This is a genomic window from Tolypothrix sp. PCC 7601 (assembly GCF_025677855.1).
GTDB lineage: Bacteria > Cyanobacteriota > Cyanobacteriia > Cyanobacteriales > Nostocaceae > Aulosira > Aulosira diplosiphon.
Genome location: NZ_CP064879.1, coordinates 5,931,873 through 5,948,035, shown reverse-complemented (window position 1 = coordinate 5,948,035; position 16,163 = coordinate 5,931,873). Strand labels below are relative to the sequence as shown.

General features: G+C 42.4%; 17 protein-coding genes. 7 read left to right on the top strand and 10 right to left on the bottom strand.

The annotated features are described in order from the left end of the window. Positions 1-120 precede the first annotated feature (120 nt). Positions 121-1,512 (bottom strand): asparagine--tRNA ligase, encoded by a 1,392-nt coding sequence (gene asnS, locus HG267_RS24455; RefSeq protein WP_045868393.1) that lies wholly within the window; start codon positions 1,510-1,512, stop codon positions 121-123. A 3-nt stretch (positions 1,513-1,515) separates the two neighbouring features. Continuing rightward, entirely contained in the window at positions 1,516-1,884 is a 369-nt protein-coding gene (locus tag HG267_RS24450; protein ID WP_045868392.1) for a hypothetical protein, read from the bottom strand. A gap of 109 nt (positions 1,885-1,993) precedes the next feature. Between HG267_RS24450 and HG267_RS24445 the strand changes: the two genes are divergently transcribed. Continuing rightward, the gene (locus tag HG267_RS24445; protein WP_045868391.1) at positions 1,994-2,290 is read left to right on the top strand and encodes a DUF6439 family protein; all 297 of its coding nucleotides are present in this window, start codon (positions 1,994-1,996) and stop codon (positions 2,288-2,290) included. 144 nt (positions 2,291-2,434) lie between these two features. Here the strand turns inward: HG267_RS24445 and HG267_RS24440 are convergent, their stop codons facing one another. Both HG267_RS24440 and rlmD read right to left on the bottom strand, forming a co-directional pair. Then, positions 2,435-2,905 carry an ATP-binding protein gene (locus HG267_RS24440; RefSeq protein ID WP_045868390.1) on the bottom strand — a complete coding sequence of 157 codons (471 nt, stop codon included), beginning with the start codon at positions 2,903-2,905 and terminating at the stop codon, positions 2,435-2,437. A gap of 425 nt (positions 2,906-3,330) precedes the next feature. Continuing rightward, a complete protein-coding gene (rlmD, locus tag HG267_RS24435) occupies positions 3,331-4,698 on the bottom strand; it encodes a 23S rRNA (uracil(1939)-C(5))-methyltransferase RlmD (protein WP_045868389.1) in 1,368 nt (455 codons plus the stop codon). A 245-nt stretch (positions 4,699-4,943) separates the two neighbouring features. Here rlmD and HG267_RS24430 point away from each other — a divergent pair, with 245 nt between their 5' ends. The 4 genes from HG267_RS24430 (at position 4,944) to HG267_RS24415 (ending at position 7,282) form a co-directional block, all read left to right on the top strand. After that, entirely contained in the window at positions 4,944-5,429 is a 486-nt protein-coding gene (locus HG267_RS24430) for an allophycocyanin alpha-B chain (RefSeq protein ID WP_045868388.1), read from the top strand. Positions 5,430-5,600: 171 nt separating this feature from the next. Continuing rightward, complete coding sequence (locus HG267_RS24425) at positions 5,601-5,822, top strand: hypothetical protein (RefSeq protein WP_063749811.1); 222 nt, start codon at positions 5,601-5,603, stop codon at positions 5,820-5,822. Between the two features lie 229 nt (positions 5,823-6,051). Beyond that, positions 6,052-6,708, top strand: coding sequence for a hypothetical protein (locus HG267_RS24420; RefSeq protein WP_045868386.1), 657 nt, complete (start codon positions 6,052-6,054; stop codon positions 6,706-6,708). 415 nt (positions 6,709-7,123) lie between these two features. Then, on the top strand, positions 7,124-7,282 hold the full coding sequence (locus tag HG267_RS24415; RefSeq protein ID WP_168160930.1) for a PEP-CTERM sorting domain-containing protein: 159 nt from the start codon (positions 7,124-7,126) through the stop codon (positions 7,280-7,282). Positions 7,283-7,306: 24 nt separating this feature from the next. Here HG267_RS24415 and HG267_RS24410 read toward each other — a convergent pair whose 3' ends face one another. The 5 genes from HG267_RS24410 to HG267_RS24390 form a co-directional block, all read right to left on the bottom strand. Further along, positions 7,307-7,612 carry a hypothetical protein gene (locus HG267_RS24410; RefSeq protein WP_263419970.1) on the bottom strand — a complete coding sequence of 102 codons (306 nt, stop codon included), beginning with the start codon at positions 7,610-7,612 and terminating at the stop codon, positions 7,307-7,309. Beyond that, positions 7,606-7,785, bottom strand: a complete 180-nt coding sequence (locus HG267_RS24405) for an HNH endonuclease (protein ID WP_263419969.1) — start codon at positions 7,783-7,785, stop codon at positions 7,606-7,608. The genes HG267_RS24410 and HG267_RS24405 overlap by 7 nt, the downstream gene beginning before the upstream one ends. Then, positions 7,775-9,361: a group II intron reverse transcriptase/maturase gene (ltrA, locus tag HG267_RS24400; RefSeq protein WP_263419968.1), complete on the bottom strand. Its 1,587-nt coding sequence runs from the start codon at positions 9,359-9,361 to the stop codon at positions 7,775-7,777. Before ltrA ends, HG267_RS24405 begins: the two co-directional genes overlap by 11 nt. A 570-nt stretch (positions 9,362-9,931) precedes the next feature. Next, positions 9,932-10,165 carry a type II toxin-antitoxin system death-on-curing family toxin gene (locus tag HG267_RS24395; protein WP_081583896.1) on the bottom strand — a complete coding sequence of 78 codons (234 nt, stop codon included), beginning with the start codon at positions 10,163-10,165 and terminating at the stop codon, positions 9,932-9,934. After that, positions 10,165-10,362, bottom strand: a complete 198-nt coding sequence (locus tag HG267_RS24390; protein WP_045868384.1) for a hypothetical protein — start codon at positions 10,360-10,362, stop codon at positions 10,165-10,167. The genes HG267_RS24395 and HG267_RS24390 overlap by 1 nt, the downstream gene beginning before the upstream one ends. A 168-nt stretch (positions 10,363-10,530) precedes the next feature. Between HG267_RS24390 and purL the strand changes: the two genes are divergently transcribed. Further along, positions 10,531-14,331, top strand: coding sequence for a phosphoribosylformylglycinamidine synthase subunit PurL (purL, locus tag HG267_RS24380; protein ID WP_045868383.1), 3,801 nt, complete (start codon positions 10,531-10,533; stop codon positions 14,329-14,331). A gap of 70 nt (positions 14,332-14,401) precedes the next feature. On the opposite strand, the gene HG267_RS24375 is transcribed toward purL, so the two are convergent. Next, entirely contained in the window at positions 14,402-14,620 is a 219-nt protein-coding gene (locus HG267_RS24375; RefSeq protein WP_045868382.1) for a hypothetical protein, read from the bottom strand. Here HG267_RS24375 and purF point away from each other — a divergent pair. Then, positions 14,606-16,105, top strand: a complete 1,500-nt coding sequence (purF, locus tag HG267_RS24370; RefSeq protein ID WP_045868381.1) for an amidophosphoribosyltransferase — start codon at positions 14,606-14,608, stop codon at positions 16,103-16,105. The two genes, HG267_RS24375 and purF, sit on opposite strands and share 15 nt — an antisense overlap. Positions 16,106-16,163 lie beyond the last annotated feature (58 nt).

Genomic DNA, 16,163 nt, shown 5'->3' with positions numbered 1-16,163 from the left:
ACTACAGATAATGATGCATTAAGGCGTGAATATTCATAATTTTATTCTAGCCATTAATGAGGTTGAAATTCCCAGCCTTATGCATCTTATTACTTTACTTTTTTGTAGCTTTATATGAAATTAAAATTCCACGTTTTCAGGGGTTCGAGGGAAGGGAATTACATCGCGAATATTTCCCATTCCCGTCATAAATTGCACGAGGCGCTCAAAACCTAAGCCGAAACCAGCGTGAGGTACAGAACCAAAGCGACGTAAATCTAAATACCACCATAAATCTTCTGGTTTCATTCCTTGTGCTAATACACGCCGTTCTAGCACGTCTAGCCGTTCTTCCCGTTGTGAACCACCGACAATTTCGCCGATTTTCGGTGCGAGAATATCCATTGCGCGCACAGTCTTTTCATCATCGTTTAACCGCATATAAAAAGCTTTAATTTGCGCTGGATAATCGGTAACAATTACTGGTTTTTTAAACAGTTGTTCAGCTAAATAGCGTTCGTGTTCTGATTGTAAATCCAGACCCCAACTAACAGGATATTCAAACTTGAAATCGGCTTTTTCTAAAAGTTTGATGGCATCTGTATAAGTTAAACGCTCAAATTGATTATTAATAATATTTTCTGCGGTTGCTAATACAGAATTATCAATGCGTTGATTAAAAAATTCCATATCTTCTGGGCATTTTTCCAACACATATTTAAATATATATTTGAGAAACGCCTCAGCTAAATCCATATCACCATTAAGGTCACAAAATGCCATTTCTGGCTCAACCATCCAAAATTCGGCTAAGTGGCGCGAGGTGTTGGAATTTTCTGCACGGAAGGTAGGGCCAAAAGTGTAGACGTTACTAAACGCCATCGCCATCACTTCAGCTTCTAACTGTCCGCTAACAGTTAAATATGCGGGTTTACCAAAAAAGTCTTTACTGTAATCGACAGCTTGGTTGTCTGTGCGGGGAATATTTTTCAAATCCAAGCTGGTGACGCTAAACATTTCGCCTGCGCCTTCACAATCGCTAGCTGTAATGATGGGTGTGTGTACCCACAAAAAGCCTCTTTCTTGGAAAAAGTTGTGAATGGCTGTCGAACAAGCATTGCGGACGCGGAAAACTGCACCAAAAGAATTAGTGCGCGATCGCAAATGTCCAATGGTACGCAAAAATTCAAAGGAGTGGCGTTTCTTTTGCAGTGGATAAACTTCGGGATCAGCTTCACCATAGACTTTCACGGTTTCGGCTTTCAGTTCAATTCGCTGTCCTTTCCCTTGGGAAGCTACCAACACACCAGCTACTTCTACCGCCGCACCTGTATTGACTTTTTTTAAAATCACTTCGTAGTCTGGCACATCTTCGTTGATCACAACTTGCAAATTTGCCAAAGATGAACCGTCATTAACTTCTATAAAAGCAAACCCCTTCAACTCGCGTTTAGTCCGCACCCAGCCTTGAACTAAGAGAGAGTCATCAGGTTCACCACTTCGCAATATTTCTACAATTCGTCGATTTACCATAATTTACCCAGCACAGGACTTTAATATCCAGCCTATGATAACGCCCATTCCACCAAAGCGGACGGCTTGCCAGAAAGGTTTCTTGAAGCTACGCCAAGAAAATAATTGGCTTTCTAGGTTGAGTTCTAGCGCTTCCAACTGCTGTTTAATTTGCCGTAACTCTGCTTTAATTTCTGGGGCAGGATTTTTATTTTGCTGCAATTCTTGGCGACGCTGTTGCCATTGTGCCTTTTGTTCGCGATCGCTTTGCACTTGATTGTATCGTTCCTTAAGAGAGAAAAGCGATCGCTCTACTTCTTGCAGTTCTTGTTCAAAATCGGCTTCGGAATTTCCCTCGGTTGAAGAATTAGAAAACTGTTTAGGCGGCTTCATTTTGCAGTAGTAAATTATGATTAAATGTGAGTCTGCCAATAGTCAATAGCTAAAATTGAGACTATAGACTAACTCAGCACTTATCATTTAGTACTCAGTATTTAGAGTTATGTCTCAACCTACCCAGCTGCCTAAAACCAGTCAACTGAATGAATTTAGCACTCTGGAACTAGCCCAAGCTCTCATGGAGAGACTCAGCATTTCTCCTAATGATTGGCATCGCCTCAAGTCTAACCGCAATTCCCGCGCTCGTGAACAGGCCGCCGCCGCTCTGGTGTTTCTACTGAAGGATCAGCCACAAGAAGCACTCGCCCGATTGGAACAGGCTACTGGTTGGTTAGATCGTTCTATTTCTGCTCCCCCTTGTCCGACTCATGGGGATAAGGGGAAGGGGACTGGGGAGTAGGGGCTGGGGACTGGGGACTGGGAACTGGGGACTGAGAAAAAGGAGAATTAATAAATTTAGACTCTTGACTTTGAACTCTAAACTCTTTACAAATACCCAATCTCCAATAACTAATCCCCGATCCCCGATCCCCAATCCCTAGTATCACCGCCGCAGAGATAGGCGGGGGCGCGGGGTTTCTAGCTGTTTACAAAGCCTTAATTCTGTGCCCTTACGGTTCCACTCTACTTGATCGAAGATTTGATGTAGTAGACATAAACCTCGACCACTTTCTGCTTCATCTGGAGGGAGATAGTCAATGGGATCGGGATCGCAATCAGAATCAGATTCAGATTCAGATGATGGACTAAAACCGTTACCTTGATCTGATATAATCCACCAATATTGATTATCTATCAAGGAAAAACGTACTAAGACTGTTTTACTAGGGTCTAGGTTATTACCATGTTTTGCCGCGTTGACTAAGGCCTCTTGGAGTCCTAGCCTCAGTTCTGCTTGCATTCTTTCTGGAATTTCTGCCAAGAGTAAATCTAAGATTGGACACAGATAGAGAGTTGAGGCAAAACTAATAGTGCCCCAATAACGTCCAACTGGACGGAGCGAGATGGTAATCACAAGAGAAACCCCATAGCTTTCAGTTAGCTAGACATCAGTTTGCTATCACAGGCACCCTGATAAATATTGAGGTGGTCATGCTGCCTTCAAACTTGCGTCTTTAAAACTAAATTTTGAAAATGCTAGGGAGCATTGACTCTATTTATGAATTAGAGATTGTTTAATACATAAAACGGCTTGGAGTTATATCCAAAGGCAGTCAGGCACTAAAAAAATGCTAATAATTAAAAGTAGCATTTTTGTGTTATGTCTGTTGGCCGATTTGGCATTTAACAATCCGATTCATAATTTAATTGAGCCTATGCAACTTCAGTTTTTTAAAAAAATCAATCTATTTTTAGCTTAATTCAATTTTAGCATTTTTACTATGCAATAGACTACAAATTTGAAATTTGAGTTTTTGTCAAGGTGGCAGTACCCCCGTATTATTGTGATAACGCAAGAAATGCGGCAGCTTCCACATGAGCAGTTTGCGGAAAAAAATCAGCAGGTTGTACCCGTGTGAGCGTATATAGCCCATCTTGGCAGAGCAGCTTCAAGTCTCGAGCCAAGGTAGCTACTTTACAGCTGACGTAAACGATTCTTTGTGGTTTCGTTTGCCGTAAAGATTCGATGACAGCGCGATCGCAACCTTTGCGAGGCGGATCGAGTAATACCACATCTGGGACGCTTTCCATCTGTGGCAGCAATTTTTCTACTGCCCCGGTTTGGAAGGTGACATTATTAATTCCATTACGTTGGGCGTTCAAAATTGCTTGCTGTACTGCCTCTGCCTGTACTTCTAGCCCGGTAGCTTGCTGTACTTGTTTCGCCAAAGGCAAGGTCAAAGTTCCAATTCCACAGTAGGCATCCACCAACACCTCATACCCTTGTAGATTCAGTTCTGACTGAATTACTTCTAAAAGTGCCTCTGCTGTTTCAGTATAAACCTGAAAAAACGTATCGGGTAGTACCTGGAATTCCAATCCTGCAAATTTTTCGCGCAAGTATGGCATACCAGCAATGCAGCGAGTCTCACTACCAAAGATGGCGTTAGTGCGATCGCGATTGCGATTTAACGATACACCTACTAACTGCGGATAGCGTTGCACCCATTCCTGTGCTTGGGTTTCAATACCTGGTAAATGCCAATCTTTAACAACTAGAGTTAATAAAATTTCCCCAGTGCGCCGCCCAATGCGTAAACCTAGATGGCGGATTTGCCCTTGATGACGACGTTCATCATAAATTTGCCAACCCCGCTTTTGAATATCCAACTTCACCTCAGCAAGTATGGGATTTAATCGCGAGTCTTGCACTGGGCATTGATTCAAGTTAATTAATTGGTGGCTAGCTTTTTGGTAGTAACCAGTTTGTACCTGCCCTGTAGAAGATTTCCCGACTGGATATGTAGCTTTGTTACGATAACCCAAAGGAGAAACTGGTACAAGTACAGGATCTACAGATGGTTGCGTGAAACCACCTATGCGTTCCAAAGCTTGGATGACTTGATTGCGTTTAGCTGTAAGTTGGAATTCATAATTAATATGCTGCCATTGGCAACCACCGCACTTATCAGCCACAAAACAACTTGGTCTTTGACGATGAGGCGATCGTTGCAATAATTCCTGAATTTTGCCGTGGGCGTATTTCGGCTTCACGTGTAACAAGCGCACAACAACGCGATCGCCTGGTACCGAATCGGGGACAAAGACAACGCGATCGTTATATCTGCCAACACCATCACCGGTATCACTCAAATCCGCGATCGTCACTTCAATTAATTCACCCTGTTGCCAATTTGTATTAGTCATTTGTTATTAGTCATTTGTCATTTGTCATTTGGGGTTTGGTAATTGGTAATAGGAGGAATTTTTAATTTATTTTTTCCCCCTGCTCCCTGCCGCCTGCTTTTTCCAAATCCCCAATCCCTAGTCCCCAATCCCTAGTCCCCAATCCCTAATCATTTCAATTCAATACATCGCTGCGTATAACCCTTCACTTGTGTACCTCCAACTCGTTAAACTAGCAAATAATATTTCGCGTGATTGCAATAATCATGACTGTAATTAGCCAAGTTATTCTCCAAGCCGACGATGAACTGCGTTATCCCAGCAGTGGCGAACTGAAAAGCATCCAAGCTTTTATGCAAACTGGTGTAAAGCGCACCAGGATTGCCAGTACTCTAGCTGAAAACGAAAAAAAGATAGTTCAGGAAGCAACCAAACAATTATGGCAGAAGCGTCCTGACTTTATTTCTCCTGGTGGCAACGCTTACGGCGAACGTCAGCGTTCTCTATGTATCCGTGACTTTGGTTGGTATTTACGCCTGATTACCTACGGCGTACTTGCTGGCGACAAAGAGCCAATCGAAAAAATTGGTTTGATTGGTGTAAGGGAAATGTACAATTCACTTGGTGTTCCCGTACCTGGAATGGTAGAAGCGATCGCTTCCCTCAAAAAAGCTGCCCTTGACTTATTGAGTGCAGAAGACGCTGCGGAAGCATCACCCTACTTTGATTACATTATTCAGGCTATGTCTTGATACAAATTGTGTACTGGTTCGAGTAGTGGATTTGCGTCTACTACAGCGAGTGCTGACATTGAGCACTCAAAATCGATAACATTCCTAATTTGATCATACTCTCCCCACAACTGGTTGTGGCCTTGGCAAGCTAATGTCAAGTTATCAACCGTTTGTGGGGAACTTTTATGGGTGGGGACTGGGGACTGGGGACTGGGGAAGCAGAGGAAGCAGAGGAAGCAGAGGAAGCAGGGGAGAAATAATCTATTACCAATTACCAATTACCAATTACCAATTACCAATTACCAATTACCAATTACCAATTACCAATTACCAATTACCCCATGCCCAAATAACAAAAAGCCGACAGCCCTTAATATAAAGACTGTCGGCAAGTATTGTGTTCCCTATTAATGACTCGGCTAGAGTTCAGTTATAAGGAAGTATGCCAGGTTGACCTGTGTACGGGGAGGATCTTAATCATGGGCACTAGTGATTGTTGTCACTGGATGGTTAGTACCTAACTGTATCTGCTCCAGGACTTTCTGACTTAGCCAGAAAAGTGCACATTATAGCATTAGGAACTGTAACTTAAGTTACAAAGTCTAGTTATTATGTTGTAAAACTAATGTTGTTAAGGACAATGACTCTTAAACTTGTGAATTTGATTACGGGGGCAATTCTGCTGGTAACAACCTTAGGTTGCGCCACATCAGCGCAGAATCAACTCTCCTCAGGGAATAGCGTTACACCTGCACCCACTGCTATCCAAACCAGTTATAACTCAAAAGCCAATAGACCAGCCACTAAAACCGCTACTATTAGCATTGAAGGAGAAAAAACTCCTATTACCCTCAGACTGTATAACCAATACAGCGATTTATTTAGTACCTACTTTCCTGAAAAAGATTTTGTAGCGGAAGGTAATAGTTCTGGTGAAGGAACTGGAGTTAGGTTTATTGCTAATTTTGGAGGGAGTAAAAACGATAATGCATATATCCATGTTGCCTTTTTAAATGATTTAAAAACTATCAATCAGTTAAGAAGTTTTATAAATGGCAAAAATGGTTTAATTGCATCTAATGGCTGGCGGGCTGTTAGCCGCAGTCAAAAAGTTTCCTATTCTTGGGCAAAAGAAAAGATAGTTTTTAGTAAAGGTAAAGATATTGTGGGTGATGTTTACCTTGGTCAGCAAAATGGGAAAGTTTTTTATGTTATTCTCCAGTTTCCAGTAGCATATGGCGACGGATTTACACCAAGAGCTGACTTGATTTTACAGAATCTCGAGGTAGCTCGTTAAGGGACTTCCAACTAAAAAATATACTATCGCTTTTTTGGCAAAGGGGCAGGGAGTAGGGGGGATAAAGAAAATATTTTCTCTCGGAAATTGGATAATTTAATTTCTGGAAGTCCCTAATACTAAATGCAGCAGACTTAGATTTAATTATGATAGGTGATTACTGAGAATTTGGTCACCAGTGGAATACATAAAAATTCCCCGATTCGCCATCAGCAGCAAACTCAACGGTAAATTCTAGAGATATTTATAGCTGATAAATCTCTTGCTGGATAGTAGATGTAGAGTTCATCTTCTTTTAAAATCTCCCTAATTTAAGCCAAACAATTGCTAAAGAGAGATTAAGAGGCAGTAAGATTGTGAATCAACTGAAAGCTTACACCTTAGCTTAGACCAGATTTTTAGCAGTAGCGATCAATTGTTAGTTAATACTCCTATCAGCTTTCAGCGGACAGTAGAAGTCCCAGAGTCTTCGCTTTTAGCTGGATTAGCGATCGCGGGTGCTGGCTTATTATTTCTGCGCCACAAAAAGCAAGTGGGAGTGTTGGTTAAATCAGAGAATAGTGAACAACTGTGAAAGAATTAAGGGTGCTTAAGCACCCTAGGGAAAATCTCTAAAATCAGCTATAGAAACAATATGGCTGCGAAGCCACTCAGTAAATTCATTTCTTCCTAACTGTCCGGCTGCTACTTGCAAAATTACCTGTTCTTGTTCATCCACTGTGGCGTTAATCTCAAAACCATTCAAAATCAAGAAAACTTCCATTGCAGCGTGACCGATGCGTTTATTATTAAACTCAGCAAGACTGTCACCAATCCTGCTGGTCTTCAAAACCGTACTTGAGACTTTCACCTCATACGGCTCCTCAATGACTTGACCCAAGTCGTGGGTACTTCTCACTACCACATCACATTTATTTCTGTATCGCTCTTAGGTTGATTATAAGAGTTGTCAGTGGCAGTTTTAACGTCGTGACAATGCCTATGTAATGCTTGCAGATTGTCGTATACATCCTTTCCACCTTGCGATTTAGGAATGATATGGTCAATCTCGATTAGGTCATCTTCTCTAAAGTACAATCCGCAATGAGAGCATTTCCCCTTTTGCTTTTTTAAGTAGTATTGCTACTCTTTTAGGTACTAAGGGATTTTCGCCCTTTCTTGAACTCCAATATTTTAAGTTCCCATCGAACGGTGAGGCATCACCTTTTACTTTTACGTGTCTCACAATTTCTTTTTGTGAGTGTTTGAATAGCCTCATTGTGATTTCTCCGTTCTTTGTTGCTGCGAATACCCAGTTATCGCCACCTACTGTATGCCAATATTTCTTGGTTACCCATACATTAGACTTGTCAGGGTGACGACGTTTTCCCCAGCGTTTCAGCTTCTGATATATTAGATGACTTAGCTTTGAGAATATCTCTTTACTCACTGATGTTGAGTAATAGTTAACCCATCCCCTGATTACAGGGTTAAGTTTACTTATTAGTGTTTCTTGTGCAGCATTTTTGTGATTATCGATTATTCTTGCTATGTCATCGTAGTGTTTCTTTACTGATTTTACACTAGGCTTGATGAGTGTTTTATACCCTAACTTTTTACCGTTCGATAATTTTCCAGAGTCATTCTTTCCCACTTTGTATTGTTTCACATTGAAACCGAGGAAATTAAATCCTACTTCTTGCGAGGCGAATATCTCTGAGCTTTTGAAAGTCGAAACTATACGGGTTTTGTTAGGGTTTAATTCCAGTCCCATTTCTGCTAACCACGTTTTTACTATTTCTTTGAGTACTATTATTTGAGTTTTATTGGGGGCAAGAATCACAAAATCGTCTGCATATCTAATTAGGGATATACTGTTCTGATTCTTCACCTTTCCTCCTCTCTGGCTGGCTGCAAACTCCTTTACTAGCTTTTCTAGCCCATGTAAGGCAATATTGGCTAATAGTGGAGATATTACACCGCCTTGTGGCGTTCCCTCAGTAGTTTCTGAGAAATGACCATTGTCTAGTACTCCTGCTTTCAACCATGCTTTTATTTGCCTCCTCATGGTCGGGAATGTGTTAATTTTGGTCAATAGTTTTTCGTGGTTTATTTTATCGAAGCATTTTGAAATATCAGCATCTAATACCCATTTGTTTGAGTATCTGATACTATTAAATATTGCTTCTCTTGCATCATGGGCATTGCGTCCGGGTCTGAAACCGTAACTATTGGGCTCAAATTTTGCCTCCCATTCTGGTTCTAATGCCAGTTTGACAAGCGATTGAGTTGCTCTATCTTGCATTGTGGGTATTCCTAGTGGTCGTTTTTCAACGTTTCCGGGTTTTGGAATCCATACTCTACGAGTTGCTTTTACCTTATGGTTAAGCTTCATATTCATTACCAAAGTGAGTCTGGCTGATGGTTTAAGGGATTTTACACCGTCAATACCTGCTGCCTTCTTTCCTTGGTTATCTTGGGTGACTTTTCTTACTGCAAGAGCTTTTCCAGACCAAGACCTCATCAGGGTTTTTTGGAGTTTGCGGACTGCCTTAGTATCACCACGTTGAGAAGCTTGGTATATTCTTTTCTGAAGCTTGTATACGCTACGTTCTAACTTTCGCCAGGGTATCGTATTCCATTCCGCCGTAGTCTTTAAACTCGTATTAGACATATATACTTCCTAATCAGACCAATCCTTTCAAATCATTGTGAGTACGTCAGCATATTTCAATCATTACAATTAAACATTTGCTTCTTACTCAATCTCTCCACGTTATTACATCCGGTTAGCACCTACTCAGATACTCGACCATCTGAGAGTAAATAACGGGTTACTTCGTTCCGAATAACAATGCTATGTATCTTTAGAGTGACACTATTCACCGGGTTTATTGGGAGTGCATACTGGTCAAGGTAAAATTTGCCAGTCCCTTATCCTTTACCTTTTGGTTGTAGCGATTCAGCCTGATTGCGCTACTGTTTTATCACGATGATTCAGACGTGTCTTTAAGCCTTGGCTTTACTCATGGATACTTTGCTTGGTGATTACCACATTAGGCTTGCAGTATTTCCACCTTTTATCCCCGCTTTACCGATTGATGGCTAGTCTCTACAGTAGGGGATATGCTTTCACTCCAGCACTTGGAGGGTAGGTTTTGCACCTACATTGTTATTCAGTTATCAAAAGATTCTCATGAATCTTAAGCGGCTAATCCTCCTTAAGCCCTATTGGGATTGGTTTCTAGCCAACGAATCGCACTCCATCTATGAAAGGATGATTCTTAATCAGTGAAAAACTTAGTGCTGAAGCCTTTTCAACGATGGTTGAATAAAGTTCCTCTCCACCAAAGGTCATTTTTGGTTGCGCTAAAGCTGATTCCAAAGCGCCAAGGTTAGCAATACCAGCAGAACCACCAGACTGCTCAATGATGCGATTATAAAGTGCTAATACCTCTTGCAAAGTCAGATAGCGCATTATGCTAGACGCTTGTACAGTTCAGCATTTTTATTGAGTACGTAGTCCATTGCATCTGGAAATGATGTTTCTGGCTGATTGAGCAATTCTTCAACACCTATTAACACCAATTCTTCTATTGATATTCCCAGACGAGTAGCTCTTTGTTGCAACTTCAGCAAATGCTCATCTGGAATTTGGATTGTAATGGTATTCATAGTAGGCTCAAAAGCTTGCAGTTAATACAACTCTAGCACTAGCAATGCTGTGGAATTCTGTAATAGAAGCGATCGCCTGGAAAATGAACTTGACAATTACTTTATCTGTAACGCGATTAGGTAAGAAACCGATAGAATAATTCTCTGTCCTTTTGGTGCATTAGTTACATGACTGCCCAATCCTCTGCTCCCTTTTCACCCCAAGAAATCGCCGCTGAAGGTTTGAAACCAGAAGAATACGAAGAAATTGTCCGACGGTTAGGGCGACATCCCAACAAAGCTGAACTAGGAATGTTTGGGGTAATGTGGTCAGAGCATTGTTGTTATAAAAATTCCCGGCCTTTACTCAAACAGTTTCCCACAACAGGCCCCCGAATTCTGGTTGGGCCTGGTGAAAATGCTGGTGTTGTAGATTTAGGCGACGGATTACAACTTGCTTTTAAGATTGAATCTCATAATCACCCCTCAGCAGTTGAACCCTTCCAAGGTGCGGCAACGGGAGTCGGAGGTATCCTGAGAGATATCTTTACGATGGGTGCGCGTCCCATAGCTTTGTTGAATTCCTTGCGCTTTGGTTCCCTAGAGGATGGTAAAACTCAAAGGCTGTTCCAAGGTGTTGTAGCTGGGATTAGCCACTATGGTAATTGCTTGGTTGGTAATGAAACATTTATCTGGCGCGATCGCAATGGTGTCAATTTCGACAAAATTGGCAACTTTGTCGAATCGCGGTTGCGTGGAAATGTTACCACTCTAGAATTAGATGATGCGATTGCAGTTGAAACTCTTTCTCTAGACCCTGATACTCATGCTAGTTGTTGGCAGCGTGTACGGCGGATTTTCAAGAGACGCACTCAAACTCTGGTAACTATTCGTACAAATCTGGGTCGTACTCTCACGGTGACACCAGATCATCCCATGTTGGTGCAGTCAAAGGGTCAATGGGATATCTGTACTGCCCAATCTTTAAAAGTAGGTGATGAAATCCCCATTCTTACTGCTTTACCAGAAAGCGATCGCGCCGAAGAAATTCTCCCATTAGATTTAATATCTACTTTGAATCCAGAAGATGGGACTGGTAAAGATGTATATGTGGAACTCCCCGCAACTTGGCAACCGACAGCAGAAATTCGTACAGCTTTGCGATTACTCGAACCTTCTGCGGTTAATCGTCATCAGTACTTGAAAGATGGTAGGTTGCCCCTAGGATATTTTCTCGCTTTAGAATCCGTACTCAAAATATCCCGGAGCGAAGTCCGCCTGTTCCGTCGTGGCAAAGCCAATTATATGCGGGCGGTTATCACCCCTGATGCAGGTTTTGCACGATTACTGGGCTATTACCTCTCAGAAGGATGTGTCTCTCAAAATGGCAATACCTATAAGATTATTTTTACTTTCGCTCTCCATGAAAGTGAATATATCGAAGATGTTGTCAGCGCTTTAAAAGATTTGGGATTACGCCCATGTGTGGAAAAACGGTCTTCAACAATCGCCGTTTATGCTACTTCTTGGCTGTTTGGGCATATCTTGAAAAATGTTTGGCAGTGTGGTGCTGGTGCCAGCAATAAAGCTTTTCCCAGTTTTGTGTTCACATGGCCAAGTCATTTACAACGTGAAGCCCTCAAGGGTTTACTTAGAGGCGATGGTTCCCTAACTACAAAAACTCATGGCAGTCATGCCAAAATATCGTTTGCGACAACTAGCCACAAGTTGTTTGAGCAAACTCTGATGCTAATTCAAAATCAAGGGGCAATTCCTTACATTTATCAACGACCAGCATCAGTAGGAGAGATAGAAGGGCGCAAGCATACAAGATTACCATTATGGCAGTTAGAAGTTACCAACTTTGCTGGACTAACCGCTTTAGCTAATGTATTTTCTCAAGCAAGAACGGCAGAACTAGCTACTGCTTTGGCACGGTATGACGGAACAAAATATTCTTTCCCACGTTTCCGTCAACCTGCAAATACCTTAGCAGTGGTCAAAATTACCAGTATAGAAACCAAAAACGTTGATGAATGCAATGTCTACGATGTAGAAGTAGATAATACTCATCTTTTCGTTACGACTTCTGGTATTATCACCCACAATTGCGTTGGAGTTCCCACTGTTGGTGGTGAAGTTTACTTTGACCCTGCTTATTCTGGCAATCCCTTAGTAAATGTCATGGCTTTGGGATTGATGGAAACTCCAGAAATCGTCAAATCTGGGGCTTCTGGGATTGGTAACCCTGTGCTGTATGTCGGTTCCACCACCGGACGCGATGGTATGGGAGGCGCAAGTTTTGCTAGTGCAGAATTGAGTGATGAATCTTTAGATGACCGTCCGGCTGTGCAAGTTGGCGACCCATTTTTAGAAAAATCATTAATTGAAGCCTGTTTAGAAGCATTTAAGACAGGTGCGGTTGTCGCCGCCCAAGATATGGGTGCTGCAGGTATTACCTGTTCCACATCAGAGATGGCTGCTAAAGGCGGTGTCGGTATTGAACTCGATTTAGATAAAATTCCGGTGCGGGAATTGGGGATGGTTCCCTATGAATATCTGCTTTCGGAATCGCAAGAACGGATGCTGTTTGTTGCCCACAAGGGAAGAGAACAAGAGTTAATTGATATTTTTCACCGTTGGGGACTCCAGGCTGTTGTCGCTGGGAATGTGATTGCGGAACCAATTGTACGGATTCTATTTGAGGGTGGAATCGCAGCCGAAATTCCGGCTGATGCTTTAGCAGAAAACACTCCCCTTTATCATCGGGAATTGTTGGCGGAACCTCCAGAATATGCGCGCCAAGCTTGGGAATGGCAGGCTGATTCGTTACCTCCTTGCAATACTACTGGGATTGAAATTCAAGGAAGTCTGCAAAGTTGGAATGATATTCTGTTAACTTTGCTGGATACTCCCACCATTGCTTCTAAAAGCTGGGTATATCGTCAGTATGACCATCAGGTGCAGAATAATACGGTGATTTTCCCTGGTGGTGCTGATGCGGCTGTGGTGCGCTTACGTCCTTTAGAACCCCCTGGAAAAACAGGAAGTAAGACAGGTGTCGCCGCAACAGTAGATTGCAATCCGCGTTATGTTTATCTTGACCCTTACGAAGGTGCTAAGGCTGTGGTGGCTGAAGCTGCACGCAATCTTAGCTGTGTGGGTGCTGAACCCTTAGCTGTGACAGATAACTTAAATTTTGGTAGCCCAGAAAAACCCATAGGATACTGGCAATTAGCAGAAGCTTGTCGCGGTTTAGCTGAAGGTTGTCGGGAATTGGCTACTCCTGTAACTGGTGGGAATGTTTCTCTTTATAATGAAACCCTGGATTCTCAAGGAAATCCCCAGCCGATTTATCCGACTCCGGTTGTCGGGATGGTGGGATTAATTCCCGATATCAGCAAAATTTGTGGTCAAGCTTGGCAAGCTGCAGGTGATGCGATTTATCTTTTAGGGTCACTGCCACAATCTAATGATAATTTAGGTGCTTCCGAATATTTAGTCGCAATTCACAATACTATCGCTGGTAAACCGCCCAAGGTGGATTTTGAATCGGAACGTCGGATTCAGAAAGTTTGTCGTGAGGGGATTCGTGCAGGCTGGATACGTTCAGCCCATGATTGTGCTGAGGGCGGATTAGCTGTGGCTTTAGCCGAATCTTGTATTGCTGGTAACTTGGGGGCGCAAATCACTTTAGAATTACCAGCCAATAACTCCACAAGGTGGGATACATTGCTATTTGGCGAAGGTGGTGGACAAATTTTAGTGTCCGTGGGTTCAGAACAACAGGAAATTTGGGAATCCTATTTACAGGAACATCTCAATCAACAATGGCAAAAACTGGGCATAGTGGTTAATTCAGAGATGGGTTTGGGGGTCTTAACCTCTGATAACCAAACCTTAATAAAAGGTAGTATCAACGATATGACAAATCGCTATTCCCAAGCGATCGCTAAACGATTAGCAGTTCATATTACTACCCCCAGTTAATTCGTATAATCCCCCCTATGGGAATTATTAGCATCATTTAGCATAATTACGGTACTGTTTTAATGGATGGTTAAAGATTTGTTAAGAAGTCTGCATCTATCCACCCATAGAAATCGGGGATTTTAAATTTTGGATTTGGGATGGTAGAAACTTTGCCGACAAGGTTTCTATCACCTACAAGACTGAGACCAAAAATCTCCCATAATACTATCTCTGCCCATTTGGGATTGCACAATCCCAGTGACTCGACACCACCACCAGGAGCAAAGCTAGCATGATTCCCTACCATCCCGACTCTTTGGATGATTACTCTCAACAATCTGACAACGCCATCAATAGTGATGAAAATCGTCCAGACAAGCCAGAAGAAGCTTGTGGAGTTTTTGGTATCTACGCACCAGGAGAAGACGTTGCGAAACTAACCTACTTTGGATTGTATGCACTCCAACACCGGGGTCAAGAATCTGCTGGCATTGCCACATTTGAGGGTACAAAAGTACACCTGCATAAAGATATGGGCTTGGTGTCTCAAGTCTTTAATGAAACCGTTCTCCAAGAGTTACCGGGTAACCTCGCTGTAGGACACACTCGTTACTCAACTACAGGTTCTAGTCGCAAGGTTAATGCCCAACCTGCTGTAGTCGAGACTAGTTTAGGTTCATTAGCTTTAGCACATAATGGTAATTTAGTCAATACTGTAGAACTGCGCGAACAGTTGCTTAAAAACAAATGCAACTTAGTGACAACGACAGACTCAGAAATGATTGCCTTTGCGATCGCAGAAGAAGTAAATGCTGGGGCAAATTGGCTAGATGCCGCTATTGAAGCTTGTCGTCGTTGCCAAGGAGCTTTTAGTTTAGTAATTGGGACTCCTGATGGCGTGATGGGTGTACGTGATCCTAATGGGATTCGTCCATTAGTCATTGGCATGTTAGCTGGTGAGCCAGACCGTTATGTCTTAGCTTCCGAAACTTGTGGCTTAGATATTATTGGCGCAGAATACGTGCGAGATGTTCAACCAGGGGAATTAGTTTGGATTAACGAAGAAGGTTTAACTTCCATTCAATGGCAACAACAGACCCAACGTAAATTATGCATCTTTGAAATGATTTACTTTGCTCGTCCTGATAGCCTCATGCATGACGAGACTTTGTACAGTTACCGGATGCGTTTAGGACGGCGACTCGCCGCAGAATCTCTGGTTGAGGCTGATTTAGTGTTTGGGGTTCCTGATTCTGGCATACCAGCAGCCATTGGATTTTCCCAAGCTTCTGGCATTGCCTATGGTGAAGGCTTGATTAAAAATCGCTACGTAGGACGCACTTTTATTCAGCCCACTCAATCCATGCGCGAGTCTGGTTTGCGGATGAAACTCAACCCACTCAAAGATGTGCTAGTAGGCAAACGCGTGGTGATTGTAGATGATTCCATTGTGCGCGGAACCACCAGCCGGAAATTAGTTAAAACTCTGAGGGAAGCTGGTGCTACAGAAGTACATATGCGAATTTCCTCTCCGCCAGTAACTCATCCTTGCTTTTATGGCATTGATACCGACACCCAGGATCAGTTAATTGCTGCTACCAAGTCAGTAGAAGAAATTGCCAAGCAATTGGAAGTAGATACCCTCGCTTATCTCAGTTGGGAGGGAATGCTAGAAACCACCAGAGAAGACACCAATAGTTTCTGTTCTGCTTGCTTTACAGGCGATTACCCCGTTGCTATTCCTGAGCAGGTGAAGCGTTCTAAGTTGATTTTGGAAAAGGTTGTAGTTTAGAGGCTGGGTAATGGGTAATGGGGAAGAGAGAATAAATTACCTTTTCCCTTTTGACCCA

Excerpts from the sequence above, each read along its gene's own strand:
- asnS (WP_045868393.1), bottom strand. The coding sequence starts at position 1,512 with ATGGTAAATCGACGAATTGTAGAAATATTGCGAAGTGGTGAACCTGAT.
- HG267_RS24450 (WP_045868392.1), bottom strand. The coding sequence starts at position 1,884 with ATGAAGCCGCCTAAACAGTTTTCTAATTCTTCAACCGAGGGAAATTCC.
- HG267_RS24445 (WP_045868391.1), top strand. The coding sequence starts at position 1,994 with ATGTCTCAACCTACCCAGCTGCCTAAAACCAGTCAACTGAATGAATTT.
- rlmD (WP_045868389.1), bottom strand. The coding sequence starts at position 4,698 with ATGACTAATACAAATTGGCAACAGGGTGAATTAATTGAAGTGACGATC.
- HG267_RS24430 (WP_045868388.1), top strand. The coding sequence starts at position 4,944 with ATGACTGTAATTAGCCAAGTTATTCTCCAAGCCGACGATGAACTGCGT.
- HG267_RS24420 (WP_045868386.1), top strand. The coding sequence starts at position 6,052 with ATGACTCTTAAACTTGTGAATTTGATTACGGGGGCAATTCTGCTGGTA.
- ltrA (WP_263419968.1), bottom strand. The coding sequence starts at position 9,361 with ATGTCTAATACGAGTTTAAAGACTACGGCGGAATGGAATACGATACCC.
- HG267_RS24395 (WP_081583896.1), bottom strand. The coding sequence starts at position 10,165 with ATGCGCTATCTGACTTTGCAAGAGGTATTAGCACTTTATAATCGCATC.
- HG267_RS24390 (WP_045868384.1), bottom strand. The coding sequence starts at position 10,362 with ATGAATACCATTACAATCCAAATTCCAGATGAGCATTTGCTGAAGTTG.
- purL (WP_045868383.1), top strand. The coding sequence starts at position 10,531 with ATGACTGCCCAATCCTCTGCTCCCTTTTCACCCCAAGAAATCGCCGCT.
- purF (WP_045868381.1), top strand. The coding sequence starts at position 14,606 with ATGATTCCCTACCATCCCGACTCTTTGGATGATTACTCTCAACAATCT.
- HG267_RS24375 (WP_045868382.1), bottom strand. The coding sequence starts at position 14,620 with ATGGTAGGGAATCATGCTAGCTTTGCTCCTGGTGGTGGTGTCGAGTCA.